General features: G+C 42.2%; 11 protein-coding genes. 4 read left to right on the top strand and 7 right to left on the bottom strand.

Features of this window, described 5'->3' with window-relative positions; genetic code table 11:
• Positions 1-5 precede the first annotated feature (5 nt).
• On the bottom strand, positions 6-899 hold the full coding sequence (gene rsmH, locus IJ00_RS24675; protein ID WP_035157853.1) for a 16S rRNA (cytosine(1402)-N(4))-methyltransferase RsmH: 894 nt from the start codon (positions 897-899) through the stop codon (positions 6-8).
• A gap of 551 nt (positions 900-1450) precedes the next feature.
• Between rsmH and IJ00_RS24670 the strand changes: the two genes are divergently transcribed.
• Positions 1451-2635, top strand: coding sequence for an NAD(P)H-quinone oxidoreductase subunit H (locus tag IJ00_RS24670; RefSeq protein ID WP_035157850.1), 1185 nt, complete (start codon positions 1451-1453; stop codon positions 2633-2635).
• Between the two features lie 118 nt (positions 2636-2753).
• The gene (locus IJ00_RS24665; RefSeq protein WP_035159587.1) at positions 2754-3014 is read left to right on the top strand and encodes a chlororespiratory reduction protein 7; all 261 of its coding nucleotides are present in this window, start codon (positions 2754-2756) and stop codon (positions 3012-3014) included.
• Between the two features lie 65 nt (positions 3015-3079).
• Here IJ00_RS24665 and IJ00_RS24660 read toward each other — a convergent pair whose 3' ends face one another.
• Positions 3080-3649, bottom strand: a complete 570-nt coding sequence (locus IJ00_RS24660; RefSeq protein ID WP_035157847.1) for a DUF2854 domain-containing protein — start codon at positions 3647-3649, stop codon at positions 3080-3082.
• A 115-nt stretch (positions 3650-3764) separates the two neighbouring features.
• Between IJ00_RS24660 and IJ00_RS24655 the strand changes: the two genes are divergently transcribed.
• Positions 3765-3947 (top strand): hypothetical protein, encoded by a 183-nt coding sequence (locus IJ00_RS24655; RefSeq protein ID WP_035157844.1) that lies wholly within the window; start codon positions 3765-3767, stop codon positions 3945-3947.
• Positions 3948-4068: 121 nt separating this feature from the next.
• Here the strand turns inward: IJ00_RS24655 and IJ00_RS24650 are convergent, their stop codons facing one another.
• The 4 genes from IJ00_RS24650 to hisD all read right to left on the bottom strand — a co-directional run bounded on the left by IJ00_RS24650 (position 4069) and on the right by hisD (position 8957).
• Positions 4069-4479 (bottom strand): response regulator transcription factor, encoded by a 411-nt coding sequence (locus IJ00_RS24650; protein WP_035157840.1) that lies wholly within the window; start codon positions 4477-4479, stop codon positions 4069-4071.
• A gap of 168 nt (positions 4480-4647) precedes the next feature.
• Positions 4648-6861, bottom strand: a complete 2214-nt coding sequence (gene ppk1 / locus IJ00_RS24645) for a polyphosphate kinase 1 (protein WP_035157837.1) — start codon at positions 6859-6861, stop codon at positions 4648-4650.
• Between the two features lie 138 nt (positions 6862-6999).
• Positions 7000-7440 (bottom strand): universal stress protein, encoded by a 441-nt coding sequence (locus tag IJ00_RS24640; protein WP_238178390.1) that lies wholly within the window; start codon positions 7438-7440, stop codon positions 7000-7002.
• Between the two features lie 215 nt (positions 7441-7655).
• Positions 7656-8957 (bottom strand): histidinol dehydrogenase, encoded by a 1302-nt coding sequence (gene hisD / locus IJ00_RS24635; protein ID WP_035157833.1) that lies wholly within the window; start codon positions 8955-8957, stop codon positions 7656-7658.
• A 1340-nt stretch (positions 8958-10297) separates the two neighbouring features.
• Here hisD and IJ00_RS24630 point away from each other — a divergent pair.
• A complete protein-coding gene (locus tag IJ00_RS24630; RefSeq protein ID WP_035157831.1) occupies positions 10298-11890 on the top strand; it encodes a SpoIID/LytB domain-containing protein in 1593 nt (530 codons plus the stop codon).
• Positions 11891-11943: 53 nt separating this feature from the next.
• On the opposite strand, the gene IJ00_RS24625 is transcribed toward IJ00_RS24630, so the two are convergent.
• Positions 11944-12387: a pre-16S rRNA-processing nuclease YqgF gene (locus IJ00_RS24625; protein WP_035157829.1), complete on the bottom strand. Its 444-nt coding sequence runs from the start codon at positions 12385-12387 to the stop codon at positions 11944-11946.
• Positions 12388-12427: the final 40 nt, after the last annotated feature.

Genomic DNA, 12427 nt, shown 5'->3' with positions numbered 1-12427 from the left:
AATCTTCATTCTACGGACGTTAGTCTTTGCGCCACACGCAACTTTGCCGATCTCGCTCTGGAATTATTGGCAATTTCCTCTTCCTGGGCAATTATCGGCTTTTTCGTGACCACCTGCAACAAGGGTGAATTGCGTAAACTATGCTTGACGATTCTGTCTTCCAAGCTATGAAAACTAATCACAGCTATTCTTCCCCCCGGAACTAATCCTAGGGGTGCTTTGGCGAGAAAACTTGTTAACACCCCCAACTCATCATTCACCGCAATCCGTAAAGCTTGAAAAACCCGAGTTGCCGGGTGGATTCTACCATGACGATATTTCCCTGGAACAGCAGTGGCGATCGCCTCCGCTAATTCCGTCGTAGTCTGAAAGGGGCGCTTTTCCACAATCCGTCTGGCAATACGTCGAGACAGTCTTTCTTCACCATACTGAAAGAAAATATTTGCCAATTCCCCCTCATCCCCATAATTAATTAATTCTGCTGCCGTTAACGACTGGGTGCGATCCATACGCATATCCAAATCCCCCGTTTGGCGAAAACTAAAACCCCTATCGGGAGTATCCAGGTGATAGGAACTCACACCCAAATCAGCCAAAATCCCATCAAAAGCTCCCGGAGAGTAGATATAACTAGCAAAATTACTATGAACAAAAGTCACGCGATCGCCAAACTCTGCCAACTCCTGCTTTGCTGCTGCCAACGCATCCCCATCCTGATCCAAAGCAGTCACCCGTACATCTGGCATAGATTCTAAAATTAACCGCGTATGACCACCACCACCCACCGTAACATCTAAATAATGTCCCCGCGATCGCACAGCTAAACCCTCAATTACAGCTTCCGGAAGCACGGGTATATGGGAAAAAGTCGTTGTCTGCTCAGTAGAATGGGGATTCATTTGCCTGGGAAATTTAGAACTGCAAAGTCACTACTGTAACACTGCTACAAAGAAACTTGAGCTGGTAAATTAATCTTACTACTCACTACTCCCCACTCCCTACTCCCTGACCCTTACCCCTTATCCAACAAGCAATATAACCTATGGAAACCTTCCCGAATCCTTATATATTGTTCTGCTAACGATCATCAGTTGACATACACTTATCTCAATATAATGAAATTAGTTGAATGCCATCCAAACCCATAAATTCAGCAGCTTTATCCCATTTTGGATTAGTATAACCCTGATGAAATTCAGGTTTAGTCAAGCGAGTACAGCTGACTCTAAATCAAAACGGTATGATGCGGTTGCATTTTATGTGTGTTCGTAGCAAAAATATTTGCAAACACCCATAACAGAATGTCAAATAAGTGAACAGTAGACGGTGGAAAGTACAAAGTCAGTCTAACTAATCCACCAAATAGCTGAATCATCGACAACTGTTAAACACATTTCCAAGTAGGGGTGACTGGCTTCATTGTTCACAAACGGGAGAAGACGGAAAATATATGGCAAGAATTGAAACCCGCACAGAACCAATGGTGCTGAACATGGGACCACACCATCCCTCAATGCACGGGGTTTTGCGGTTAATCCTCACCCTCGATGGAGAGGATGTTGTGGATTGTGAACCGGTTATTGGCTATTTGCACCGAGGAATGGAAAAAATAGCTGAAAGTCGGACAAATATTCAGTATGTTCCCTACGTCAGTCGCTGGGATTACGCCGCAGGGATGTTCAACGAAGCTGTAACTGTCAATGCACCGGAAAAGCTAGCTGGTATCAAGGTTCCCAAACGTGCTAGCTATATTCGTGTGATTATGCTGGAGTTGAATCGTATTGCCAACCATTTACTGTGGTTTGGTCCCTTTTTGGCAGACGTCGGAGCGCAAACTCCCTTCTTCTATCAGTTCCGCGAGCGGGAAATGATTTATGACCTGTGGGAAGCAGCAACAGGCTACCGGATGGTCAATAATAATTATTTTCGCATTGGTGGAGTGGCAGCTGATTTACCCTACGGTTGGGTAGATAAATGCTTAGATTTTTGTGAATACTTTATTCCCAAGGTCGATGAGTACGAGCGTTTAGTTACTAATAACCCAATTTTCCGCCGTCGGATTGAGGGTATTGGTACCATCACCCGTGAAGAAGCAATTAACTGGGGGCTTTCTGGTCCTATGTTGCGAGCTTCTGGGGTGAAATGGGATTTACGTAAGGTAGATCACTACGAGTGTTACGACGATTTTGACTGGGACGTGCAGTGGGAAACCGTAGGGGACTGTTTAGCCCGGTATATGGTGCGGATGCGCGAAATGCGGGAATCTGTAAAAATTATTAAACAGGCGATCGCTGGACTTCCTGGTGGTCCCTACGAAAATCTGGAAGCAAAACGCCTCATGGCTGGGAAAAAATCGGAGTGGGATGCTTTCGATTACCAATTTGTTGCCAAAAAAGTTGCTCCCACCTTTAAGATTCCTAAGGGTGAAATCTACAGCCGTATCGAAAGTGGTAAGGGTGAAGTCGGTATCTACCTTGTCGGTGATGATAATGTCTTCCCTTGGCGTTGGAAAATTCGTGCCGCAGATTTCAATAACTTGCAAATCCTGCCTCATTTATTACGTGGTATGAAAGTTGCGGATGTCGTCGTGATTCTCGGTAGTATCGACGTAATTATGGGTTCTGTTGACAGATAGAATGCAATATTTGTCGGTAAAGGGTAATGGGTAAAGGGGATATAGATGAGAGTTTTGCCCTTTCATCTTGTCCTCCCTCCCAATTCCCCAACTATTAATTCAAAGAGGGGTTGTCAGTATGTCCGATTCGCTGATGTATCAACAAGAATATTTTGTGGTTTTGGAAACCAACCAACCAGAACAATTTCTCACAGTTGGGGAATTAATCGCCAAACTCCAAGAAGTTATCCAAAACCTGGATGCTCAAGACTTACCCCCTGATTTAAGTTCTTTAGACTCTCCAGAAGCACAGGCGCAACATTTAGTTGATACAAGTTGTGAATTAGATATCGGACCAGGGGAGTATTTACAGTGGTATGCTGTGCGTTTAGAAAAATAGATGATTGGTTGTCACGAACAGATGATGGTTTTATTCAAACAGGCAGGATGCCTGTATCACAATTCTTAACTCACCACTGCCTGGGAATTTTCCGCCACAGTAATTAAAGCTAATTCAATTTTGTCCGTTTCTGGTTGGGTAATTTGCACATCAACCCCAGGTCCAAAATATTTCACCATTTTTTCTTGGAACTGTTGCCAAGTAGCTAGGGGTAAATCTGGTGAGTCGAATTCTAGTATTAAACTATACGCCCCATTAATTTCTGTTTCTCGCAAGCCTGTAATGACAGGTCTATCATCGTCACTAGCAGTTAATTTGAGGTATTCTAAAGCACGGTCGAAATGGGTGTCCATGCCGTAGCTGTAACGGGTAATATCGGTGCGAATCAGGTTTTGGGTGGTTGTAGCTTGTGTCTCTCGAAGTGCTAAGACTTCTGGTGTGGTAGGTTGGGTAAAGGCGAGGGGTTTGAGTTCATTGGTTTTCAGTGCTAATCCGCCTAAAAGCAAAGGTAGACCGTAGAAAAAGCCAATCAGGTTCAGGGTAGAATTAGCCTGGGCATAGGCAACAAAACCCATGATGGTCAGAATCCCACCGACCACTAGACCCAGAGTTCCCAAGGAAAATTTACGTAGCATGGTGAATGATATCAAGTTTTAGCGACTAAGTTTTATCATCGGCGATCGCTAACTCTTTAGGGAATAGGTTAATTTTAAATCTAGAGATTTTTTGTACTTAATTGCAATTACTAATATGGAACCACAAATTATTAAAGAGCGCATTGCTGCCGTAAAAAGCAAACGAGAATATCTGTTAAATCTATTGCAGCAGCCAAACTTAGGCACGCTCCAGCTAGACGTGACACAAGCTTTAGAGGAAATGGATGAACTGATTGAAGAGTATAGACGCACCTTCGGGGATTTTGACGATAACTAAATTACCACTCAGGTGATATTGCCCTGAATAGACTGGTAGCAGAGTTTCGTGACACTGCTACCTTTTACTATAAATTATGATCATTATCAACACTTTTGGGATTATGGATAGACAGATGCTGTCAAGGACTGACTGAACCATTGGTCAATCTTTGTCCCATTTGCCGAACTACAGAGATTAGCTCAGTTGTGGGTACATCTTTACGACAAATTACATCCAGTTGGGCTGTATTTTCATGTAATTTATGCTCTTCCACAGAAGAATAAGCAATAATCTGGGTGTTGGGGGCGATCGCCTTAATTTGGTGTGATGCGCTCCATCCATCCATGATTGGCATTTGTAAGTCTAAAATTACAACATCGGGGCGATGTAGTTTCACCATTTCTACTGCTTCTTGACCATTACTAGCCAAACCAACTACTTGAATATTCTTCTGCGCGGAAAAAACCAACTGAAGAGTTAGACGAGTTAGTTCATGGTCATCGACCACTAGCAGGCGCAAGGTAGAAGATTCACAGGACAACATTAACATCCGAACAAAATACGAGAGTGTACAACAACTTATCTAGTTTATGAGAAGGTGGAGGACAACTAACTCTATCCTATGGAATAATAGTGGGCATTTTGTGGATTGAGATATTGCCCATGATTGATAGCAACTATTGATAAATCCATGCAATTAATTCCACTCTATTCCAGATTATGCTTCATCAAAATAAACAGAAGATTTTTTCTGATTAGCTAAATTAGAAGCCACTATATTTACACCTTGCGCCATCGCCATCAAGGCTTTTTGAGAACAACTATCAGGACATTCTTCTCCTGCCCGCCTTTGGACATAGCTGCCATCAGGTTGTAATTCCCAAGCTTGACGATTATCGGCTAACATAATTCCCAGGATTTCCTGCAAATCCTTGGCAATATCGTTATCCTGAATTGGAGTAATTACTTCGACTCTTCTATCTAAATTACGAGGCATCCAGTCCGCACTGCCAAGGAATATTTCCTCTTGTCCATTGTTGTAGAAATAGAAAATGCGGGAGTGCTCCAAAAATCGCCCCACAATGCTGATGACACGGATATTTTCACTAATATCTTTTAAACCAGGGCGGAGGCAACAAATACCCCGAACAATCAAATCAATTTGCACACCCACACGGGAAGCTTCGTATAAGGTGGTGATAATTTTGGGGTCTACAAGGGAGTTCATCTTTGCAACGATGCGCCCAGAGTAGCCATTTTGAACGTTTTCGATTTCCCGACGAATTAAACTCAGGAAGCGATCGCGCATATTCACTGGTGCAACCAACAATTGCCGATAAGACTTTTGTCGTGAGTATCCAGTTAAAAAGTTGAAGACATCCGTGACATCTGCCCCTAAATCTTCCCGACAGCTAAATAAGCTCAAATCCGTGTACAGTCTGGCAGTTTTGTGGTTATAGTTGCCTGTACCGATGTGGACATAGCGGCGAATCCGGTCTTGTTCTCGCCGTACTACCATGGCAATCTTACTATGGGTCTTTAACCCGACTAAACCATAGACAACGTGAACCCCTACACTTTCCAGTCGTCTTGCCCAATAGATATTATTCTCTTCATCAAATCTCGCTTTTAACTCCACCAGCACAGAAATCTGTTTCCCAGTTTCTGCGGCTGTAATTAATGCATTAACTATCGGTGAATCCCCTGATGTCCGATACAGGGTCATTTTGATTGCCAAGACGTTGGGGTCGTGGGCAGCTTGGGTAATAAAGCGGACAACGGATGTGGAAAAGGACTGATAGGGATGGTGTACAAGTAAGTCTCTTTCTCGAATCACTGAGAAAAAGTCACTCCCTTCTTCAATTTCCCTGGTGTGAGGATTTATACGTAAATCTCGGATGCGCTGTAAACGATGATGGACTACCGATTGCCATGGAGGGTCTTTCAGTTCTGGAAGGGGAAGTGACATAAAATACATTAAGTCTCGTAATCCTAACAGACCATCGACTTCATAAACATCATTTTCAGATAATTCCAAATCTTCCATCAAGCGACTACGGATAGTTTCCGGGGTATGTGCTTGAATTTCCAGGCGTACAGGCGTACCACCAACACGACGTTTTCGCAGTTCCTGTTCAATTGCTAGGAGTAAGTCGTCTGCTTCATCCTCTTCCAGTTCCAAATCCGCGTCGCGGGTGATGCGAAAGGGGTGATATTCCTGGATATTCATCCCTGGAAACAGAGATTCTAAGTTGTGGGCGATCGCCTGCTCTAGGGGTATCCCTGTCCAAATCGCGGGTTTACTATTACGATGAATCCCGAGTTCTGGGGGTAAGGGCAAAAACCTGGGTAAAACACGGGGAACCTTCACACGGGCAAAAAATTCTTCTTCTGTTTCCGGATTTTTCACTACCACAGCTAAATTTAAGCTGAGATTAGAAATATAGGGAAAAGGGTGGCTAGGATCTACTGCCAGGGGTGTGATTACCGGGAAAATTTGCTCTTCAAAATAGTTATCTAAATACTTTCTTTGCTTTTCCGAGAGTTCTATATAGTCAAGAATATGTACACCATGGTGTGCGAGTTGCGATCGCAGTACTTCTTCAAAATGCTGGTGCTGTTGAGCTACCAAAGGACGCAAAAAAAAGCTAATATCTTCTAACTGTTGTGGGGGTGTTCGACCGTCAAACGCCCATTTACTCACCTTAGCTTCTACCTGTTGCTTGAGTGCAGCAACCCGCACCATGAAAAACTCATCGAGGTTAGAACTAAAAATCGCTAGAAATTTAAACCGTTCTAACAAGGGTGTACGCGGATCTAATGCTTCATGCAATACTCGGCTATTAAATTCCAACCAGCTGAGTTCGCGGTTGAGAAAATACTGTGGATCACCGAGATTTGTGTGATGATTGCTCTTTCTAGATTTCGGCATGATTACCTAGGTACAGGCAGAGGCATCCCCTGGAAATAAAAAGGGATAGACTATGGCAACAAATCTGCCGATCTAGTTTACCCTGTAAAGATTTTACTCTGATTAATGAATAACAAGAATTGAGAATTTGCTGCTCAATTACTTGGGTTTTACCACCAAGACGGAGCATGGGGCTTCTTCGACAACTTGGCTGCTGACAGAACCCTGAACAATACGTTTCATTCCGGTTAATCCCCGGCTACCAATTACAATCATATCGACCTTATAGATGTTGGCAAGACGGATAATTTCCTCTGCTGGTTCGCCGGTGACTAGTTCTAATTCACTCTTTACCTGGAGAGTGTCTTGGTAGGCTTGTAATTGTTTTTCGACGTGTAAATAAGAACTTGCTGTCGATTCTGGATGGGGGCGATCGGCAGGTAATTCCGTCCCTAACTCTGGAGGTGTAAATACATGGCAAAAAATTACTTTAATATCTTGGGGTAATACTAATTCTTTTAAAGTCTGAATCACTCGGTCTGCAAGTTCCGAACCATCCAGAGCTACTAAAATTGTTTTGAGCGCTGTTGTCGTTTCCACAAGAGTGATCCCTTTTTTCTATACACAACAAAGCCATCATACTAAGTTGTCATTTCGTTGTAATTTCACTTGTATGAACTTAGGTGATTAAGCCTTAGACTTTCAGTGTGATGCCAGTACAGGATTTTTGTCAAAACCCTAGGGAAAAATTTAAGAATTAGTTAACAGTTAGTGATTTTTCTCTACCATCAGTAAACAATTGCTTTACAAATTAGTTATTTTTCTTTCTGAATTCGCCTTCTGACAGAATCAACGTGAGAGGGCAAACCTTCAGCAGATGCAAGAATATCTATGGCATTGGCAACTTTTTCTAAAGCTTGGGGTGAGTACTGAATTATACTAGAGTGCTTGAGGAAAGTTTCAACTCCCAGAGCAGAAGCGTAGCGAGCTGCCCCTGAGGTAGGTAAGGTGTGGCTTGGTCCGGCTATATAGTCTCCTACAGCTTCTGGTGTGGAATAACCTAGGAAAATCGCCCCAGCGTGGCGAATTAATGGGAGCAAACTCCATGGATCTTCCACTTCTAGTTCTAAATGTTCTGGGGCAAATTCATTGGCGAAATCACAAGCTGTGGCAAGGGACTCGACGATAACGATTAATCCATGGTGGGCAAGGGCTTTTTCTGTGGAGATGCGCCGAGGATGATCAATTAATTGTCTTTCGACGGCAACCTTGACATTTTTCGCTAAAGCTGGATCGGGGGTCAGCAAGATTGCTGCTGCCATTGGATCGTGTTCTGCCTGTGCCAGGATATCTGCGGCAACATGGACGGGATTGGCGTTTTCATCGGCAATAATTAATACTTCGCTTGGTCCAGCTAGGCAATCTATCCCGACTGTGCCATAAACTAATTTTTTGGCAAGGGTGACATAAATATTACCGGGTCCGGCGATGATATCGACGCGGGGAATTGTTTGTGTACCATAGGCGAGGGCGGCGATCGCCTGGGCTCCTCCAACTCGATAAATCTCTTTAATTCCGGCTTCCTGGGCTGCTACCAACACCGCAGGGGCAATACCTTTACTTCCTCCTGGGGGTGTCACCATCACCAGACGGGGGACTCCTGCTATCTTTGCTGGAATCGCATTCATTAAAACTGTACTAGGGTATGATGCGCGACCTCCTGGTACGTACAAACCCGCAATATCAACGGGAGTATAACGCTTACCCAGAACAACTTCATTGTCACCAAAATGAATCCAACTTTTGGGCACGCGCTGGCGGTGAAAAGCTTCTATCTGCTGGCTCGCTAGGCGAATTGCTGCCAACAAATCCTTAGATATATGCTGATAGGCGGCATCTAACTCCGAGCTTGTAACCCGTAAGTCTTCTGCTTTGAGAATAGAATTATCAAATTCTTCTGTATAATGCAATACAGCTTTATCGCCTTGGCGCTTCACCGTTTGCAACACTTCCCGCACTGTTGCTTCTTTATGAAGTACCTGTTCGTCATTGGTGCGATCGCAGATCCGTTGTAATTCTGATCTAACGTCTGTCTGCTGAGTAATGATTCGCAGCATGGAGTAAGGACAATGCCAACTTTAGAATATTCTCACCGAAGGAATTAGTCTTGCTTCTTAACCAATAGGTTTTGAGAGCTACAACTAAACTTTCTTCTCTAGCTTAACGTGGTTTTTTTGATACTTAACAAGCCGATCAAGCCTAATAGCTATCAGTGTCAAACAAATCTCCTCATCTGAACCTATATTGACTCATCTCAATCTAGTCGAGGCAAAATCAGGAAAGATTAAGAGTCAAACGCTAATTTATGAATGCTAGCTCTATCTATTTCCTACATATAACGAGGGACATGGGTGTGATGAAACAGCCAGTCGCCCTATGGGGAAATAGTTGTTACACTTATAACTTTTCTACTGCTCTGCTTTGCAAGTTAACAGGGTTAACACTATTCTACAGATATAGTATTTGTAGTTTATATTTTAACCTGAAAACTTGGTTGTGTGCACACAGCACGGTAAAACAACTCTGAGGGACTGTATATAAATGGACTAACGTCAGTTTTCTTGGCGGCTAATAGGTCACTCAAAGTTTTTTCAGATGGCAAATTAGTTAGATGATTGAGAAAAATCTGAATTTCTCATTCTCAGATAATTATCTTACCCTATGGTAATTCTACTGATTAGAATCAAATATATCAACAAAATTCTCTCTCAAAGCAAAATATTTTGTAAAGTCAAGTCTCAAAACCATGTCTTTGGGGTTAATGCCTTTCTATCTATTGACGTACAACTGAGTATTTCCCCATTGTAAGTCGCAATGTAAAATGCAATTGTACTGAGGAAATAGGCGGAATTATCAGTTATTTAATAGATTTTAGGGCAGAGAATTCAGATTATATTCAATTATAAAAAAATTTTTGTTCATCAGTAACATGCAGGCTTTGATATTTCCAATTCAGAATTGCATTGCAGTGATTGTCGATACCTATTTGATGATGATTGTTCAATACTTGTGAGATAGTCCCTAAGGCAGAATTTCAGCTAAAAGTCATTGCTAAGACTTCTTTGCCCAAGAGTCACCAAGACAAGGTGGGGCTAAATCTTATCAAAAACCAATTTTTGTCCAGAAATCATCTCACTTGAGGTGAATTATCTTGACAAAGGGGCAATGTCTTTAACTTTTTTTTGGATGGTTGTTAATATTACAGCATATTTTTTGTCAAAATTTGATACATTTCCCCTAACAGCACGGAAAAATAGTTGTAGTAGTAGTTACAGAAGGAAGAAGCAGGCATAAAATTGAACTGTAACGAGTTACCTGATTTGGCGTCGTGGAATTTCCCCTGATTATTTGACTAAAATATCTCTGTCTGTTACACCCCATTCCCTGTCCTGCATACATGAAAACCTCGCTTTGGCGTTTTTCGACAACTTTAATCACAACCTTTTGCCTATTGGGACTGACGGCAGCATCCCGCTCTAGTAACGCTGCAACTGATATAGTATTGAAAATTGGTATCGTCCAGCGATTTGGGAATGCGGTGACGGATAAATTAGAAATCGTTCCCACCCAGGGCGATCGCCTAGAGTTAAAATTCTCCACAGGTAATGGCAATAAAACTATTGCTACCAACAAACCCGTAAAATTAGAGATAGCCACTTCACCCCTCAAACAAGCAACTTTAGAAGAGCGGGTAGTTCTGGGAACCTACCGCACCTACGAAACAGCAGAAGATAGTGCGAAAAAGTGGCGAAAACAGGGAATTGAGGTAGAAATTGCCCAACCGGAACGCTGGCAAGTGTGGGCAAAGCGTGATGTTTATAATACTCCTTTGCTGCGGCGCTTATTGCTACGTAGCGTCAAATCTCTAGGGACAAATCTGGCGTATCTTGATACTAAGATTATTGATCAAGTACCCGTAGTCAGCTGGGAAGTAGAAGGTAATCGCTATAACCGGACAAACCTAGAAATTAGTAGTGGCAAAAGTCTAATTCAGGTAAATCAGGGCAAAAATCTCGCAACTAAGCGGTTATATGCTGGCAGAATGGAAATTCAGCCCAATGCCTATGGTACCTACAGCCTGATAAATAACGTAGCTTTGGAAACATATCTTCGAGGAGTAGTTCCCTACGAAATTGGAACGCAAGCCCCCAAAGCTGCTCTAGAAGCTCAGGCTATTCTAGCTCGTACCTACGTTCTGCGTAATTTACGGAGATTTGAAATAGATGGGTATCAATTGTGTGCAGACACCCATTGCCAAGTTTACTATGGGTTAAAAGATGCGGCTGCTAGTACAGATAAGGCGATCGCCGCTACTCGTGGGATGGTTTTAATCTACAATAATGAGTTAGTGGATGCCTTGTATTCCTCTACCACAGGGGGGATTACCGCTTCCTTTAGTGATGTGTGGAACGGTGAAGATAGACCCTATTTAAGACCCATAATTGACGCACCAAATGATTTGGGTTGGACAGGTAAAAGTCTTTCAGAGGAAGAAGTATTTCAAAAGTTTATTAGTTTGCGAGAAGGTTTTAACGAAAGTGAAGGAGATTTATTTCGTTGGCGTAGGGAAACTAAAATTGAAGATATTACCAAGGGATTACAAAAATTCCTGAAAGTGAAAAATAGTCCCTATGCTAAGTTTAAAACTATCAAGAATATGGCAGTTGTACAGCGCAGTCATAGCGGACGCATTTTAAAATTAGCAGTAAATACAGATATTGGTACTTTCACCCTCCATAAAGATGAGGTCAGAAGTGCCTTTTTTGCACCAATTAGTACCTTATTTTATCTACAAACTTTAAATAAAGGTGAACCAGGAATTTGGGGGTATGCTTTTGTTGGTGGTGGATTAGGACATGGTGTGGGTTTGAGTCAAATAGGAGCGCAAAATTTAGCGAAATTAGGCTGGTCAAGCGAGAAAATTCTCAAATTTTATTATCCAGGGACAGAATTACAGTTATTAAATGATAAGATTAAGTTCACAGAATAGCCTTTGATATAATTAGAAAATTGCTGACATAGACTAATGATTTTTTCTGTTAATTAACTACCGGGTTCAGTTAATCGCATTAAATATCTTTCAATTAAAAGAATCGCCACAATATCATCAATGGGACGGGGTGGTGTTCGCATTCCTTGGGGTAAAAGCTTCGTTAATCCTTGAGGTGGGTACATTTGCCAGTAGCGATCGCGCGCCTCTAGACTAGTGTAACGCTCGTCAACTAAAATAATACTGATAGCCTCTGATAATGCTTGTTGAATTTCCTGTTTCCATTTTTTTGCTGTAGTTTGGTCTCCCATCACCACTAAGGATACAGGATATTGTTGGAGCATTTTTTGAATGTAAATAATTGCCTCACTTGAAGGTATAACTTCATGGAAATAGAGTTTTCTATCTACTCCCATCACCGCTAAACCACATTTATCTTTACCAGGGTCAAAACCTAAAATTACTGGCTGTTTTGCTTGAGAATCAGATAAGCTCATAGAAATTTGGTAATGGGTAATTATGTATGAATTATAGGTG

The organism is Calothrix sp. 336/3, from assembly GCF_000734895.2.
GTDB lineage: Bacteria > Cyanobacteriota > Cyanobacteriia > Cyanobacteriales > Nostocaceae > 336-3.
Note: the sequence above shows the minus strand (reverse complement) of the source record. Positions and strands in the feature narration are given on the sequence as shown.